14 protein-coding genes are annotated in these 16,716 nt (G+C 49.5%); 12 read left to right on the forward strand and 2 right to left on the reverse strand.

Annotation, left to right across the window (positions count from 1 at the left end):
* Positions 1 to 3: 3 nt before the first annotated feature.
* The 6 genes from KFE80_02250 (at position 4) to ggt (ending at position 9,109) form a co-directional block, all read left to right on the forward strand.
* On the forward strand, positions 4 to 609 hold the full coding sequence (locus KFE80_02250; GenBank protein UTW45756.1) for a dUTP diphosphatase: 606 nt from the start codon (positions 4 to 6) through the stop codon (positions 607 to 609).
* Positions 610 to 710: 101 nt separating this feature from the next.
* Positions 711 to 1,691 (forward strand): malate dehydrogenase, encoded by a 981-nt coding sequence (locus KFE80_02255; GenBank protein ID UTW45757.1) that lies wholly within the window; start codon positions 711 to 713, stop codon positions 1,689 to 1,691.
* A gap of 218 nt (positions 1,692 to 1,909) precedes the next feature.
* The gene (locus KFE80_02260; protein ID UTW45758.1) at positions 1,910 to 2,494 is read left to right on the forward strand and encodes an RNA polymerase sigma factor; all 585 of its coding nucleotides are present in this window, start codon (positions 1,910 to 1,912) and stop codon (positions 2,492 to 2,494) included.
* Positions 2,487 to 3,629: a FecR domain-containing protein gene (locus KFE80_02265; GenBank protein ID UTW45759.1), complete on the forward strand. Its 1,143-nt coding sequence runs from the start codon at positions 2,487 to 2,489 to the stop codon at positions 3,627 to 3,629. The genes KFE80_02260 and KFE80_02265 overlap by 8 nt, the downstream gene beginning before the upstream one ends.
* Positions 3,630 to 3,787: 158 nt before the next feature.
* A complete protein-coding gene (locus KFE80_02270; protein UTW45760.1) occupies positions 3,788 to 7,063 on the forward strand; it encodes a TonB-dependent receptor in 3,276 nt (1,091 codons plus the stop codon).
* 306 nt (positions 7,064 to 7,369) lie between these two features.
* Positions 7,370 to 9,109: a gamma-glutamyltransferase gene (gene ggt / locus KFE80_02275; protein UTW45761.1), complete on the forward strand. Its 1,740-nt coding sequence runs from the start codon at positions 7,370 to 7,372 to the stop codon at positions 9,107 to 9,109.
* A gap of 46 nt (positions 9,110 to 9,155) precedes the next feature.
* Here ggt and KFE80_02280 read toward each other — a convergent pair whose 3' ends face one another.
* Positions 9,156 to 9,926, reverse strand: a complete 771-nt coding sequence (locus KFE80_02280; protein ID UTW45762.1) for a hypothetical protein — start codon at positions 9,924 to 9,926, stop codon at positions 9,156 to 9,158.
* Positions 9,927 to 10,145: 219 nt separating this feature from the next.
* On the opposite strand from KFE80_02280, the gene KFE80_02285 reads away from it, so the two are divergent.
* Together KFE80_02285 and KFE80_02290 are read left to right on the forward strand one after the other, a co-directional pair.
* Positions 10,146 to 10,589: a hypothetical protein gene (locus KFE80_02285; GenBank protein UTW45763.1), complete on the forward strand. Its 444-nt coding sequence runs from the start codon at positions 10,146 to 10,148 to the stop codon at positions 10,587 to 10,589.
* Positions 10,590 to 10,602: 13 nt separating this feature from the next.
* Positions 10,603 to 11,733 carry a PQQ-dependent sugar dehydrogenase gene (locus KFE80_02290; GenBank protein UTW45764.1) on the forward strand — a complete coding sequence of 377 codons (1,131 nt, stop codon included), beginning with the start codon at positions 10,603 to 10,605 and terminating at the stop codon, positions 11,731 to 11,733.
* Positions 11,734 to 11,737: 4 nt separating this feature from the next.
* Here the strand turns inward: KFE80_02290 and folE are convergent, their stop codons facing one another.
* Complete coding sequence (gene folE, locus KFE80_02295; protein UTW46593.1) at positions 11,738 to 12,277, reverse strand: GTP cyclohydrolase I FolE; 540 nt, start codon at positions 12,275 to 12,277, stop codon at positions 11,738 to 11,740.
* 264 nt (positions 12,278 to 12,541) lie between these two features.
* Here folE and prmB point away from each other — a divergent pair, with 264 nt between their 5' ends.
* The 4 genes from prmB to KFE80_02315 all read left to right on the forward strand — a co-directional run bounded on the left by prmB (position 12,542) and on the right by KFE80_02315 (position 16,712).
* Positions 12,542 to 13,444, forward strand: a complete 903-nt coding sequence (prmB, locus tag KFE80_02300; GenBank protein ID UTW46594.1) for a 50S ribosomal protein L3 N(5)-glutamine methyltransferase — start codon at positions 12,542 to 12,544, stop codon at positions 13,442 to 13,444.
* A 33-nt stretch (positions 13,445 to 13,477) separates the two neighbouring features.
* Positions 13,478 to 14,581: a chorismate synthase gene (aroC, locus tag KFE80_02305; GenBank protein ID UTW45765.1), complete on the forward strand. Its 1,104-nt coding sequence runs from the start codon at positions 13,478 to 13,480 to the stop codon at positions 14,579 to 14,581.
* Positions 14,582 to 14,584: 3 nt separating this feature from the next.
* Positions 14,585 to 15,748 carry an MFS transporter gene (locus tag KFE80_02310; protein ID UTW45766.1) on the forward strand — a complete coding sequence of 388 codons (1,164 nt, stop codon included), beginning with the start codon at positions 14,585 to 14,587 and terminating at the stop codon, positions 15,746 to 15,748.
* 64 nt (positions 15,749 to 15,812) lie between these two features.
* Complete coding sequence (locus KFE80_02315) at positions 15,813 to 16,712, forward strand: 5'-nucleotidase (GenBank protein ID UTW45767.1); 900 nt, start codon at positions 15,813 to 15,815, stop codon at positions 16,710 to 16,712.
* Positions 16,713 to 16,716 lie beyond the last annotated feature (4 nt).

The following is a 16,716-nucleotide window of genomic DNA, read 5'->3' on the forward strand; positions in this document are numbered from 1 at the left end:
CTTATGCAACAACAGATTTTGACCATGCTGGAACTGCAAGACGGTATGAACAGCAAAGTTCACAGCGATTGGCGTGAGCGCGGCTTTGAATGGTATCGAGCCATCTGGATTGAGTGTGGTGAACTGATGGACCACTACGGTTGGAAATGGTGGAAGCACCAGCAGCCGGATACCGATCAGGTAAAGCTTGAGCTGGTGGACATTTGGCATTTCGGCCTCAGCATTCTGTTGCTGCAAGGAAATTCTGGTGAAGAGATTGCCAAGCGTGTACAAGCGGAGTTGCGCGGGCAGGGCGATGATTTTCGCAATGACTTGGAGTCTTTTACTCAAACAACTCTGGAGACCAAAGGCTTTGACATTCCAGGGTTTGCTCGCTTGATGGCCGGTATCGATATGGACTTCGATGAACTCTATGTACGCTATGTGGGCAAAAATGTACTGAATTTCTTCCGCCAGGACCATGGCTACAAAGATGGCAGCTATATCAAGGTGTGGAATGGCCGCGAAGACAACGAGCATTTGGTGGAAGCGGTGCAAGCGTTGGATACCGCAAGTACTGACTTCAAAGACCAGCTCTACGCTGCCCTCGAAGCCCGCTATCCAGGCTAGCCTGACTACCCCCTTTAAAGGCATTCAGATATAACCGCCGATCCCGTATAATTCGGCGGTTTTTTTAATTACTCAACCTTATAACTATTCGGAGAGTCCTCGTGAAAGCACCTGTACGCGTTGCCGTGACTGGCGCAGCCGGTCAAATCAGTTACTCCTTGCTGTTTCGTATCGCCTCTGGCGATATGCTGGGCAAAGATCAACCGGTTATCTTGCAAATGCTGGAAATTACCCCGGCTCTGGACGCCCTCAAAGGTGTGGCCATGGAACTTGAAGACTGTGCCTTTCCGCTGTTGCAGGGCATGGTGCAAAGTGATGACCCCAATGTAGCCTTCAAAGACGCCGACTACGCGTTGCTGGTAGGTGCACGCCCTCGTGGCCCCGGTATGGAGCGCAAAGACCTGCTGGAAGCCAATGCGGCTATTTTCTCTGTGCAGGGTAAAGCCCTGAACGATCACGCTTCTCGCGATGTGAAGGTTTTGGTTGTCGGTAACCCCGCCAACACTAACGCCCTGATCGCCCAGCGCAATGCGCCGGATCTGGATCCACGCAACTTTACGGCGATGATGCGCCTGGATCACAACCGCGCCATGTCCCAGCTGGCCAACAAGCTGGATGTACACAGCAGCGACATCACCAAGATGACTGTGTGGGGCAACCACTCTGCTACTCAATACCCGGATCTGCATACCGCTATCGTCAATGACAAGGTGGCCATCGAGCAGGTTGAGCAAGACTGGTACGAAAATGACTTTATCCCCACTGTGCAACAGCGCGGTGCAGCCATTATTAATGCCCGCGGTGCTTCTTCCGCCGCTTCTGCCGCCAATGCAGCTATCGATCATATTCGCAGCTGGGCCCTGGGTACTGCAGACGGTGACTGGGTGAGCATGGGCATATACAGCGATGGCTCCTACGGTATCGAAGAGGGCTTGATCTATTCTTACCCCTGCACCTGCAAAGACGGCGACTGGCAAATTGTTCAGGGCCTGGAAGTGAATGATTTCTCCCGCGCCAGAATGGCAGCCACTGAACAAGAGCTGAAAGAAGAGCGTGACGGAGTGGCTCACTTGCTGCCCTGATGCGTGAGCTACTTGAAAACTGCCTTATGGCGGTTTAAGTGACTGACAAACCCTGGCTTTTGCTGGGGTTTGTTATTTTTGGTAGCCGCTTAGATTCGGGTCTATTTTTACGGTTTTTATCGACTGACTTGTTTTATGTCTAGGGCAGCAGTATCGCCTTTCGAGTCGTTATAGCGCCTTTAGCGCGGGGTAATGCCAGAAACAGGGGACCTGGTTCATTGGGCAAAAAAAACTTATCGAACATTTCCAGCTTTTTTATAGAGCACAGCCTGTTTTTGAAAAAATTCTTAGCCAGGTTTTTAACGTCTGAGCAGGACATTGAAGATGTTGCTCAAGAGGCTTATTTGAAAGCGTATTGTGCCGAAAAAGACCGCGGCGACATTGAGCAGCCAAAGGCTTTTTTGTTCACCATTGCAAAAAATTTGGCGCTGAATGAGCTCAACAAAAAGAGCCGACAGATAACCAAGTATTTGGAAGACTGTGAAGAGTTGGTCGAATTGGATAAGGGGCAGACCCCTGATAGCCAGTTCGAAGCGGTGGAAACGCTCAGCATTTACTGTGAGGCCATTGCCAGCCTTCCGGAGAAAAGTCGCCGTGTGTATTTAATGCGGAAAGTCCATGGCCTGCCTCATAAAGAGATTGCGAAACGGCTAGAAATGTCACTGAGCTCTGTAGAGAAGCATCTGAAGTTCGGCGTCTTAAGCTGTAGAGATTATATAGATTCAAAACAAATGAGTACTGATCAAAAAGTAGAGATTCCTGTCTCGGAATTGGCTTCGACCAAGGAGGCAGGTAATGAATAAGTCTTCTTCGTTAAAAGCGCATGCTGCTGTTTCTGAGCAAGCGGCAGACTGGCTGATAAGAATGGATGGCGACAAGCCCTTGACCAAGGCAGAGCTAAAGGAACTCGGTGAATGGTTGCATCGTAGTCCCATGCATCGCAGTGAGCTGGAAAGCCTGTATGCGTTATGGAGCGACAATGTGCTTACTGAGTTAATGCAGCCTTTACATCAGGGTGTCTCTACTGATAAAGCAGAGTTTGTAGAAAGAAAAGGCTCTATTACGCGTTCCCCTTGGCGATGGGCCGCTATGGCAAGTTGTATTTTGTGTGTTTGTGTCCTGGCATTTTTGAATTTCTCTACAAGGCAGGAGCTTGGCAACGGTAATGGAATCTATGCTACCAGCATCGGCGAGCAGAAAACGCTTTCATTGCTGGATGGCTCGACAGTACTCCTGAATACCAACAGTGAGCTAGAAGTTAGTTATGCAGAAACACACAGAAGTGTGTACTTGCTTCGTGGCGAGGCCTATTTTGAAGTTGCCAAAAATGCTGACAGGCCATTCCGGGTATATGCTGGAAGTGGACGTATACAGGCTATTGGCACAGCGTTTTCTGTTCATGTTCAGGAAAGTGATGTGAGTGTCTTAGTTGCTGAGGGGAGTGTAGCCTTTGCGCCTGTGCAGCAAGCCTTAACGGAGGGCCAGGTAACCCAATCAAATGAACAAATCAGTCAGAAAGATACGTACGGTAAAAACCGCTCAATAGATGTTGATTCTTCCCAGTTAGAACCCGTTGCCGAGAGCATACTCAATGCCGGAGAATCAGGAACTATAGCGTTGTTAGTAAAAAAACACACCGACACTGCAAAGGTTGAGAAAAAATCGATCCCGTCTAGCGAATTATTTCGAAAACATTCATGGCGCGATGGTTACCTGACGTTCTCAGGTGAAAGTCTTGAAGACGCTATGCAAGAAGTGAGTCGTTATACCACAATGTCCATTGAAATTACGGACCAAAAAGTAGCTGGTATCCCCATAGGAGGCCGTTTTAAATTTGATGAAATGGAAAAGATGTTCGATATTCTGGAGCAGGGTTTTGGCATAGATGTACACAGGGTTGGCGAAAATAGAGTGCAGCTTTCCTCGATTAAAAAATAATTTAAGTAATTCGAATAAAATTTTTACGGTTTCTCTACATTGATTTGTTATATCCCTGAGGGGTTGCCATGCAGTCTTGGATAAAATCTTTGAACAGTTGTGGCAAGTTACTAACTATAAAAAGTAGTTGGCGTCAAAGTGTCAGAGTATTGACTGTCATGTTTCTGCTACTTAGTGCCTATGCAGAAGCGGCCAGTAATGTGGATGATACAAAGCTTTATAAGATCGATATTCCTGAACTTAATGCGGCAGAAGCACTAAATCTTTTTGCCGAGCAAACGGATATTGTCTTGCTTTTTCCCTATGAAGAAGCCAGTCAGCATCGAGCTAATAAAGTCCGAGGTCAATTTACTTTAGGTCAAGGGCTTGACGCTTTGCTCAAAGGGTCTGGGCTACAGGGCAACCTCTCTACAAATGGCACAGTGACTATTTCACTGGCTACTCAGAATCAAAACGTAGAGGGGAGAAAAAAAGTGCCTAAAAAAAATAGGTTAACCTTAGGTATTTTGACAGCAATAAGCTCTTTTTTTGTTGTTTCAACCAGTGCTGAAGAAGCCAATTCAGAAGACACTGTTGTTGATGAAGAAATTGTAGCAGTTGGCTCACACATCCGGGGCGCTAAAACTACGGGGGCACTACCTGTCACTTCGTTGGGTAAAGCGGATCTTGACTCCATTGGTAGCGTCACTACTGATGAATTAATCGCAGCTTTACCACAAGCTGGTGGTCAAAACTTTAACGGTGAGTCACAGGGGCCAAACAGTGCCCGTGGTGATGTTGCCAGTGCTAACTTGCGTAGCTTAGGCTCAGGTAATACGCTGGTTCTGCTCAATGGTCGCCGTATGGTACTTCACCCAACTACCCAGAATGAAAATATTGGTGTTGGTAGTGTGCCTGTGCAGATTGTCAATATTAACGCTATTCCAGGTTCTGCAATCGAACGCATAGAAGTGTTGCGTGACGGCGCAGGTGCAACCTATGGTGCGGATGCTACTGCCGGTGTGCTGAACCATGTAATTGATGGTGACTACGAAGGCCTGCAGCTCGGAGTTCGTTACGGTCAGTCTCAGGGTACCTCCCTGGATGAAACCTCTTTTGATTTCAAATGGGGCACTTCATTTAATGATGGTGCTACCAACCTCACCATCGCTGGTGGCTATTTTGACCGCAGTGCTCTGCGAGCTACTGAACGCAGCTACTACAGCTCATCAGATCGTAGCAACCTTGTTCCACCAGAGCTTGCAGGCAGTTTTAATAATTTATCTTCTGATAGTCCTTGGTTACAGTTTGATACGCCTGATGATGTAACTATTGGTGGTGTTACGGATGATCGCTTTCATGTTCGCCCCTGTAATAACGCAGATGTTATTGCTGCCAGTGGTGCGGATGTTGCTGATTTAGGTGACGGCATCTGCTTAGGGGCTGGATCTTTGCCAAGGACTGTTTTGGGTGATGATGATGCACCCAATGTTGATTTGGTACCCGAGTCTGACCGAATTAGCGTTTTTGTGTCCCTGTCTCATGAGCTGGAATCTGGAACCGAGTTTTTTGGTGAACTGAACTACTACGATTCCAATTCTTTTGCGACGAGAGGCGGATCTGGTGTTTTGAGTTCTGCGCCTATAGCAATTGGCGCTGACAATCCTTTTAACCCTCTGGGCTCTGGTGCTGGTAGGTTGGCTGGCTTGGGGGCGGATGTACCGGCTGAAGGATTGCGGTTAACAACATCGAACTTCCGAACTTTTGAAGCTGGTAACCGAACCATTGATGTGAATTCGGAGGTGTTTCGGGTTTTAGGGGGGTTCAAAGGACAATTTGAAAATTGGGATTGGGAGTTTGCTGGGCTTTATTCCGAAGCTGACACTATTGATATCGAGGGTAATCGTACCAGCTCAACGGCTCTTCAGAATGCTCTGAACAGTGCTGATGCTGCTACTGCGTTCAATGCCTTCAACGGTGGTGATATCAACAACCCCAATGTGGGCGATACCACCCTCAATAGCAATTTAGCGGATGCCTTGCGAATTGATGTTACCCGCGACAGCAGCTCTAGCTTGGCTTTGTGGGACTTCAAGTTGTCTACCCCTGAGTTCTTTAATCTTCGTGGTGAGCCGGTAGGTGCTGCTTTTGGTGCCGAATGGCGCAGAGAGGAAGTCAGTGATAACCGTGATGATCGTGTTGATGGTACGATTGGTTTTACAACTGCTAGTGGGGGTATTACCAGTGATGTGGTAAACACCAGTCCAACTTCTGACTTTGACGGTAGTCGTCAAGTGTTCTCTGTATTTGGTGAATTGCAAGCACCCCTAATTACAGAGAATGACGCTATCCCGCTCGTTCAGAGCGTTGATGTTCAACTGGCTGCGCGCTATGAGAGTTTTTCTGATATTGAAGATGAAATCCTTGTACCAAAACTTGGTTTAAGTTGGCGTGTGAATGATTGGCTGATGTTCCGTGGTGCATACACAGAAGGTTTTAGGGCACCAAATATTGAGCAGTTGCAAAGGGAACAAGTTTCTCGAGTAAGTCAAAACGTAGTGGACTTCCATGCCTGTGTTGCGGAAGGTGCAGCACCATCGCTGGATGCAGCTCTTGCTACTCCTGCTCTGTGTGCAGCTGTATTGACTAACCCGGAAACAATTACTGGTGGTAACCTCAACCTTGATCCTGAGGATGGTGAATCTGTTACCTACGGTTTTGTGCTTCAGCCTTGGGACGGTATGACCTTTACAACGGATTTCTGGAGAATTGAGCAAACTGGTATTGTAGGAACTGGTGCTTCGCTAGCTGATCAACTGCTGTTTGATGCTCTTGAACGCTCAGAGGGTAGAGCGGGGAACCCAGCGGTAACTCGCGGTTCGGATGGGCGTGCATCTGTAGTATCTACGCAATTTCAGAATACTGATACCCGCGTTGTAAGGGGTGTTGACCTTAGTGTTCAGCAAGATTTTGATACTGATATTGGTACGATTCGACTGAAGACTGATTGGTCTTTGCTGAAGACTTTAAGTTTCCAGCCTGGCCCTCTTTCTCAAGCGCTGCTTGATGCTGGTCTGCCTACTTCCGGTGGCGGTTCTTTGATTCGTAATAGAGATAATCCCTATAGCCGTGGCTCAGCCAGCGTACAGTGGGTTGGAGATCAGTGGGGAGCAAGTGTGTTTGGCCGTTATGTGGGCCGCGTACTTGATACCAATGGTGGCCTAGGTGGCTTGCCTGAAGGCGGTTTTGACGGAGGTGACTTCGTGCAAGTCAATACCTCGGTGAACTATCGCTTTGAAGGTGGTGCCTTGGATCAATCTGTAGTCAAAGTTGGTGTGAATAACGTCTTTGATGAAGAACCACCGCTGGCCGATGAAATAACAGGCTACTTTAGAGCCTTGTACAGCAATAGGGGCCGTTACTTTTTTGTGTCCTTTAGTAAGGAATTCAATTAATAGATTTTTTACTTTGCTGAAAAACCCTTGGTAGCAATACCAAGGGTTTTTTTATACGTATCAGTTACAAAGAGGTTATTGGTTTAATTGCCACTAAATAGTTTTTATGGCTAAAAAAAGCCCCACCTTGAAAGGTGGGGTATTTACTGGAGCCACAATCGCTGTGGCAGGGTAGGCCATTTGTTGTAGTGGTAAATAGCAGCTTAGCTGCTCTCACAGTACTCTGCTGATTTTCTGCCGAACGGTCGCTACTGTTATTTTTGACCTCAATTGCTATGATGCTCCCACAGTTTGGGAGGTCCTTTCATGTATTACCGATGGTTCGCCGTATGTTTGTGCTGGGTGGTGGCAATCGCACCGCTCCATAGCGAGGAACAGCAAACCGAAAAACCCATTTTGGATTACGGTGCTCGAGTACACCCAGTCATCAGCCATGGTGGCATGGTGGTGTCGCGAGATGCGCTAGCCAGCAAGGTAGGTGCAGATATTCTTGCCAGCGGCGGTAATGCGGTAGACGCTGCTGTAGCCACCGGTTTTGCGTTGGCAGTTACCTTCCCCCAGGCCGGCAATATCGGTGGTGGCGGCTTTATGATGCTGTACTTGGCTAAAGAGGGCCGGACTATTGCCTTGGACTACCGGGAAATGGCACCAGCGGCCGCCCACCGGGAGCTATTTTGGTCTGAAGACGGCGGTGTCGATGCCGAACGTGCTCGTTTTAGCCTCCAGTCTGCCGGGGTGCCCGGAACCGTTGCTGGTTTTCTTCATGCCCAGAAGAAGTATGGGGCGTTACCCTTAAAGAAGGTGCTACAACCCGCCATTAAACTGGCCAATGAGGGTTTTACCGTAGGCTACCCATTGGCTTTTTCCCTGCAAAATCGCGGAGCACGATTGAAAAAAGATCCAGCGTCAACACAATATTTCTTCAAGACCGATGGTGAGAACTATCAAGCTGGCGACAAGCTGATTCAAAAAGAACTGGCCTGGACGTTGAATAAAATCGCCAGTACAGGCCGCAAGGGTTTTTATGAAGGTGAAGTTGCTGATCGCATTGTCGCTCAAATGGAACAGGGCGGTGGCCTCATTACCCGTGATGACCTGCAAAACTACAAAGTGGTTGAACGTCAGCCGGTTCGGGGCACGTACAGAGGGTATGACATCGTTTCCATGCCACCACCTTCCTCTGGCGGTGTGCACTTAATCCAAATGCTTAACATGCTCGAAGGCTTTGATATACAGGAGCTTGGCCACAACAGCGCGTATTACATTCACACATTGACCGAAGTGATGCGCCGGGCCTATGCAGATCGCAGCAAGTACCTGGGTGATCCGGATTTTTACGATGTGCCGGTTGAGGCGTTGCTTGAGAAAAGCTATGCAGAGCGCCTGCGCAAGGATATTAGCTTGATACGCGCTACTCCATCGTTGGATGTGGCGCCAGCATTGGAGCTGCCAGAAGAGAGCCCGCAAACCACCCACTTTACCGTTTGGGATCAACACGGCAACGTGGTTAGCAACACCTACACTCTTAACTTTTCCTACGGCAGCGGGATTTCGGTGGCAGGAGCGGGCTTTCTGCTGAATAACGAAATGGATGATTTTTCCGCCAAGCCGGGTCAGCCCAATGCTTATGGGTTGGTGGGTGGTGAAGCTAATGCCATTGAAGCGGGTAAGCGCCCGCTGTCTTCAATGACGCCGACATTGGTATTCAAAGACGGAAAGCCCTGGATGGCCACTGGCAGCCCTGGAGGCAGTGTGATTATCAATGTGGTGTTGCAGACTATTCTTAACACCATTGATTTTGACATGAACGTGGCCGAGGCGGCGATTGCTCCCAGGATTCACCATCAGTGGTTGCCGGATCGTTTGCGTCTGGAAGAGGGCATTAGCCCGGATACCCAACGCCTGCTGGTTCGCCAAGGCCACCATCTGCATTCCGGCCGCTGGTTACCTGGCCGTACCAGCACGATTTTGTCTGAAGGCGGCAAATTGTTTGGCTATTGCGACCCCCGTTGGCCCGGTGGTGCGGCGATAGGAGTGGAGCCCTGAAAACTCTCTTACAGGGCAAAACCTGTAAGAGAGCATACCGATAAAGCTACTTTTCCCTTTTCATGGATAATTCGGGACGATGGCTATAAATGGTGTAGTAGGTGCTTTTGAAGTTGCTGTCGAATTGTTTAAACATTTCCTTGGCTTTTTCTTCGGAACCCAGATGCTTGGAGGCGGCTTTCAAAAAGCTGACTTCGGGAGGCTGCATAGCTGCAAAGTTTTCAAAGGGGAATACCAACATAAGCATGTCTGGCCCGGTTACTGAGTAAGCCCAGCCCCAGGAACGATCCCATTTGATGTCTTTCGCCAATTGGCTCATGGCTTTTACTGAGTCACGCACGTTGGCGTCTGCTTTTAATTTAAACGAACGTACGCCAATGTATTTATAGCCGTTTTTGCTCTCGACCCAGTTACCGTTTTCGTGATCAATGCTGGAGTACTCGTGGCCGTATTCAGCGACGTATTGGTCGACATTGTTGTCCCAGTGATCAGAGATTTTTTGTTTTTCACCCCATTCAACATAGTCATCCCGGTCGGCCCAGTTAAAGCAGCAATAGCGAATAATGTAACTGCCCATGTGCTTTCCTGTATGTGGGTTGTACACTTGCCAAGCTCTTGGGTCCCCGGCTTTCTGGCGGAACTTCATATGCTCGGTAAACGCTTTTTCAAACTCTTTATGCATGCCGTCTTTAACTGTGACAACCCAGGATTCAGCCAGGGCGGGTGCTTTGTGATTGTCTGCTTGAGATGAGAGTGGAATAAGAAAAAGTGCAATAAGAAATGACGTAAGGGTAACTCTTTCGATACATCTGCTCATGATTCAATCCTCGCTTTAATTAAGAATGTAATCCCTCGTGGAGCATTTGCTGGAAAGGCAATATGGCCTTAAAAAGGTGGCGAATTATAGAGGATTACTTTGCCTCAAGATAGGAAAGAGTTTATTTTTCAATAAGTTAAGTATATTTTTTAATTAAAACCCAACTTTTTATTACGGATGGTAATAAAGAATTTGTAAATAGACATCGAGGTTTAGGCCGTGAATATTCGAACAGTTGCGACAAAACCATTGTTCCGTTTCTGCGTGGCGGTTGTGGTAACACAACTGTGCGCAAGTGCGGCTGCAACCCATATGACCTTAATGGATTTAGAGCAAATGGGTGTATCTATCCCGTTATCGATGCGCTTACAAACCACCGGCTTTGACGTTATGGCTACAGCGCCATTTTTTCTGGGATTGGCAGTGGCTGCGATGGCCAGCGCACTGGGTGTGTTGCGCATCATCCCGGCTATAACCTCGGCAACCGGGAGAATAGCTGTTTTGATGGTGCTTAACGGTACCCTGTTGGTGGCCATAAACGGGCTGGTTAATATGTTTGCTGGTATCGCCGTGGTTGCAGGATTTCGTGGCTTTGGCATTATTGGGCTGGCGGTAGCGGGGTTAATCGGCGCTGCCAGCTATGGTTTTTTCCTGAAGCGTTGACGAGGTTCAGCTTATGGTGATTGTTTATAGATGTGTCGTTTGTGTGCTGTTAGCGTGCACCTCAGTTGTTGCTCTGGGAGAAAATAAAGCCGTTGTTGAGCAAGACGCCCCTAAATATCACGTTGATACCGTGGCTAAAGGGCTAGAGCATCCTTGGGCCATCGCGTTTTTGCCCAACAATGACGTATTGGTCAGCGAACGCGCCGGGCGTTTGCGCATCATCAGAGAAGGCGAGCTGTTACCAACGCCAGTGACTGGCTTGCCGAAGATATACGCCAGGGGGCAGGGTGGACTGTTGGGTTTGCTGCCGGCAACGGATTTTGCCGACAGTAAAATGCTTTACATGGCCTATTCCCACGGAGATAAAAACGCCAATACGCTGCGTATCGCCAGAGGGAAATTACAGGGAAACAGCCTGGTGGATGTAGAAGTGATTTTTACCGCTGAAGCCTGGCGCTCATCATCGGCCCATTACGGTGGGCGTATGTTGTGGTTGCCGGATGGCACCTTGCTGGGGGCTACGGGTGACGGTGGCCGCCATCAGGAAAAAGCACAAACCCTGGATAATATGTTTGGCAAATCTTTCCGGATCAATAGTGACGGTTCTGTCCCTGAAGATAACCCATTCGTTAATAAAGCCGGAGCGCTTCCGGAGATATGGAGTTATGGCCATCGCAACCCTCAGGCACTGGTGTACGATGCTGACACGAATATCGTGTATATGCACGAACATGGCGCCAAGGGAGGCGATGAGTTGAATCATATCTTGCCTGGCAATAATTATGGCTGGCCAGCTATTACCCATGGGGTAAATTACAACGGCTCGACCATCTCGCCTTACACTTCACTGCCCGGTATGGAACAGCCTTTGGTGTATTGGGTGCCATCCATTGCACCGTCCGGCATGGCCCTTTACCGGGGAGATAAATTCGCCTCGTGGCGCAATAATCTGTTTATTGCCGCCCTTAAAGAGCGTTCGGTACGCAGGTTAGAGATGAACAAAAGAGAGGTTGCCTCGCAAGAAGTGCTTTTTACGGAACTCGGTGAACGTATTCGTGAAGTGCAAGAGGGGCCGGATGGTTACCTGTACTTATTAACCGACAGCCCCAGAGGCAAAGTTCTGCGGATCAGACCCACCCAATAAAGGCTTATTTCAGCAGCGACAGGAACTCAGAGCGAGTCATCTGGTTTTCCCGGAAGATGCCTCGCATCGCGGATGTTTTCATCAGTGAGTTTTGCTTTTCCACGCCGCGCATCATCATGCACATATGCTGTGCTTCAATAATGACGCCAACGCCAAGAGCCCCGGTGACTTGCTCAATGGTTTTGGCAATTTGGGTGGCCAGATTTTCCTGAATTTGCAGGCGCCGGGAAAACATATCCACGATGCGAGCTACTTTGGAAAGTCCCAACACTTTGCCATCGGGGATATAGGCCACGTGGCATTTGCCAATAAAGGGCAACAGGTGGTGCTCGCAAAGGGAATACAGCTCGATATCCTTAACTATCACCATTTCCCGGCTTTCACAGGGGAACAGGGCACCATTAACAACCTCATCCAGGCTCTGCTGGTAGCCGTGAGTCAGAAACTCAAAGGCTTTGGCGGCCCGTTCAGGTGTGTCTTTCAGGCCCGGCCGTTCCAGGTTTTCGCCGATACTTTGAATAATGTTGGCAAATGCGTCTTTCATGGTGATATCGCTGCCCATTGGGCGGTACTTGCTGGGGCGGCTAAGGTACGTGAAAGCGTTATTCAGGTAAAGGGTGCTTTCTAAAAATAGTGATATTTACCCAATAGCAAGGCGGCTGCGCACGCAGAGCCGCAGTGTATAAGTGATACATGAGGAATCGAGTACAAAGCCAACGCCGCTATTGGGCAAATAGCGCATTTTTAGATGTACCCTGAAGCATTTTTGCCGCCGCACAGGTAGAATGGCGCCCCTGTAAAAGTAAGCATTGGGGCTCAGGTGGAGATTTCAGAACAGCTGCACAGCGTACGGGATTATATTCGCTGGGGGGCGAGCCGCTTTTCCCAAGAAGCGTTGTTCTTTGGCCACGGTACCGACAACGCCTGGGATGAGGCGGTTGCGCTGGTGCTACACGGCTTGTTTCTTCCCCAGGACAGCGGTTTGCACGTTCTGGATGCTCGTTTGACCCTTGAAGAGAGGCAGCGGGTTATACAGTTGCTGGAGCGGCGTATTAGCGAACGCATTCCCGTTCCTTACATTACCGGTACCGCCTGGTTTTGCGGTCTGGAATTTATGGTGGATGAGCGGGTTCTGATTCCTCGCTCACCCATTGCTGAACTGATTACTCAGCAGTTTTCTCCCTGGCTGGTCAACTCGCCAGAAAGAATTCTGGATATGTGCTGTGGCAGTGGCTGTATTGGTATTGCCTGTGCGCATACTTTTGAACAAGCTCAGGTGGATTTGAGTGATATTTCTGCGGATGCCCTGCAAGTGGCTGAACAGAATATTCACCTGCATCACCTGCAGGGCCAGGTCAGAGCGGTTGAATCTGACCTGTTTGCGGGCTTGTCCGATGAGCGTTACGACTTGATTGTATGTAACCCGCCCTATGTGGATCGGGATGACTTTGCCTCCATGCCCAGTGAGTTCCAGCACGAACCCGCATTGGCGCTCACCTCTGGTGATGATGGCTTGGATTTTACCCGCCGCTTGTTGGCGCAAGTCACTGAACACTTGAGCGATGATGGGCTGCTGGTATTGGAGGTAGGCAACTCATGGCCTGCACTGGAAGCCGCTTATCCTGAACTTGAGTTTAATTGGGTTGAATTCTCCCAAGGTGGCCACGGCGTTTGTGTGCTGCAGCGGGAACAGCTTTTAAAGTTGGGCTAGTAATAGCTCTTTATTGAATACTGAGAATACATTATGTCCGGCAATACTTACGGCAAATTGTTTACGGTGACCACCTTTGGTGAGAGCCACGGCCTTGCGTTGGGTTGTATCGTAGATGGCTGCCCTCCGGGGCTGGAGCTCTGTGAAGAGGATATCCAGGCAGAGCTGGAGCGGCGCAAGCCCGGCCAATCCCGCTACACCACTCAGCGACGAGAAGCAGACCAGGTGAAAATTCTGTCGGGTGTCTTCGAAGGTAAAACCACCGGCACGCCCATTGGCTTACTGATTGAGAATACCGATCAGCGCTCCAAGGATTACGGCAAAATCAAAGACCAGTTTCGCCCGGCTCACGCAGATTACACCTATCACCACAAATACGGCCATCGCGATTATCGCGGTGGCGGCCGCTCATCGGCCAGGGAAACCGCTATGCGTGTGGCTGCAGGGGCCATTGCCCGCAAATACTTGCAGCAGCAGTGGGGTATCAGTATTCGAGGCTATCTCTCTCAACTGGGGCCAATCACTGTGGACACCGTGGACTTGCAGGAGATAGACAACAACCCGTTCTTCTGCCCGGATGCGGCCAAAGTGCCGGAGATGGAAGCCTATATGCAGGCCTTAATCAAAGAAGGGGATTCTGTCGGTGCTCGAATCAGTGTAGTGGCCAACAATATTCCGGTTGGTTTGGGTGAGCCGATTTTTGATCGTCTGGATGCGGATATTGCCCACGCTATGATGAGCATTAATGCTGCCAAAGGCGTAGAGATTGGCGCCGGTTTTACCTCGGTGGTGCAAAAGGGTACTGAGCACCGGGATGAGCTGACCCCAGAGGGCTTTTTATCCAACAATGCCGGTGGCATTTTAGGGGGGATTTCTTCCGGGCAGGATATCGAAGTCCATGTGGCATTTAAACCAACCTCCAGCTTGCGAATTCCAGGCCGTAGTATTGATGTGCACGGTAACCCGGTAGAAGTGATTACCACCGGTCGACATGACCCCTGTGTGGGAATTCGGGCTGCGCCGATCTGTGAAGCAATGCTGGCACTATCTTTGATAGACCAGCTACTGCGTCATCGTGCCCAAAATGGGGATGTGCAGGTTGAGGGGACACCGATTCCCGCCCAAGCGCCAAAATAGCGAATGAGCTCGCTATCTTCGAACAAGCCGTCGGTTCCTTACTGGCGGCTTTCGTCGTTTTACTTCTTTTACTTTGCCATTTTGGGCATTTTGGCTCCTTACTGGCCGCTGTATTTCCAGTGGCTGGGGTTTACTGCAGAGCAAATAGGCTGGCAGTTGGGCACCGTTACCGCTTGTAAAATCATTGCTCCCAATTTGTGGGCCTGGCTAGCGGATCGATCCGGGCAGCGCCTCACCATCATGCGTCTCGGGTGCCTGCTGGCGCTATTGTTTTTTGCGGGGCTGTTTTTTGAGCTAAGCTTCTTTGCCATGATGGCAGTTTTGTTTGGTTTCAGTTTTTTCTGGAATGCGGTGCTGCCCCAGCAGGAAGCCATTACCCTGAATTTTTTGCATGGCCAGACAGAGCGCTACAGTCTGGTACGTTTGTGGGGCTCGGTTGGTTTTATCCTGATGGTATTACTGGCTGGCCACTTTTTGGCGGGGGAGGCCATTGCTTATCTTCCTGCCGCCACAGCACTACTGCTGTTATTAACGCTAGTCAGCAGCCTCGCCATTCCAGCGGATAAGCAGTGGCTTAAAAAAGCCGCCAATCGAGGCTTTTGGCGTCAGATTTTGTCGCGCCCGGCCATGGCTTTTTTGTTGGGTGGGCTGTTAATGCAGCTGGGCCACGGGGTTTATTACAGTTTTTTCAGCATTCACCTGGCGGCCTTGGGCTACGACGCGTTCACCATTGGCTGGTTGTGGGCATTGGGTGTCGTCGCCGAAGTGCTGTTGTTTCTGTTGATGCACAGCTTGCTGCCGCGCTTTGGGGTGAAGTGGTTACTGGTGGTGAGCTTGTTGCTGGCATCCATACGCTGGTTGATGATCGGCCACCTTGCCGAGCAGATTGCCTGGCTTCTTGTGGCGCAGTTGTTTCATGCGTTTACCTTTGGCACTTTTCATTCCGCTGCGGTTGAAGGGGTACGCAAATTGTTTGGTGCTGGCCACCAGAGCAAAGGCCAGGCGCTGTACAGCGCAGTAAGTTTTGGCTTGGGAGGTGCTTTGGGTTCTATCATTGCCGGTCAGGTGTGGCATATGGGTGCCGGCTTTACATTTAGTTTGGCAGCCGGCGTTTCTGTGTTGGGTTTGGCCGTGATTGCCTTTTGGTACCGCGAGAAAACTGATTAGGGTTATTTGGGTCGTTGCAATCAAATATGTATTTATATACAGTGTTTTGATTGTGGAGTGAATCATGCCGAAGCGTAACGATGAAAAGTTAGTAATTGCCCTGTCAACTCGGGTGTTGTTCGATTTGGCGAGCAGCCATCAGGTATACGAAGCAGATGGTCTGCAAGCCTACTCGCAATACCAGATCGAGCACGAAGACGACGTGCTTCAGCCAGGTGAAGCGTTTCCTCTGGTGCAGAAACTCCTGCGCATTAATGAAAAGTTAGGCGGCGAACCACAGGTCGAAATTATACTGTTGTCGCGCAATTCCGCAGATACTGGTTTGCGAATTTTTAATTCCATTGAGCACTACGGGCTCAATATCAGCCGTGCGGCTTTCTGTGGCGGCGAGAGCCCTTACCGTTATGTATCCGCATTTGGTTGCCAACTGTTTCTGTCCACCCATGGCGACGATGTGCGGAATGCTCTGAAAAGTGGTGTAGCCGCGGCTACTTTGTTATCTGCCAACAGTGCTAACGACAATGACGATGAACTGCGCTTTGCTTTTGATGGTGACGCGGTTATTTTCTCTGACGAGGCAGAAAAAATTTACAAACAGCAGGGGCTGCCAGCGTTTACCGACAGCGAAAAAGCGTTGGCGAAAACCCCTTTGGTGGGAGGTCCGTTTAAAGCTTTTTTACAAGCCTTGCAGGGGTTGCAAAGTAAATTTACCGGCGACGATAGCCCCATTCGCACTGCCTTGGTTACCGCGCGTTCAGCACCAGCCCACGAACGGGTGGTGCGCACTTTGCGCCACTGGAATATTCGCCTGGATGAATCTTTGTTTCTCGGTGGTATGGATAAAGGCGCTTTTTTGAAAGCGTATGGCGCAGATGTATTCTTTGATGACCAACAAAAACACTGTGACTCCGCCAGCCCCTATGTGGCCACTGGTCATGTTCCTCATGGTGTGGCTAATGAATAGTATT

The organism is bacterium SCSIO 12696 (assembly GCA_024397955.1).
Classification (GTDB): domain Bacteria; phylum Pseudomonadota; class Gammaproteobacteria; order Pseudomonadales; family Porticoccaceae; genus SCSIO-12696.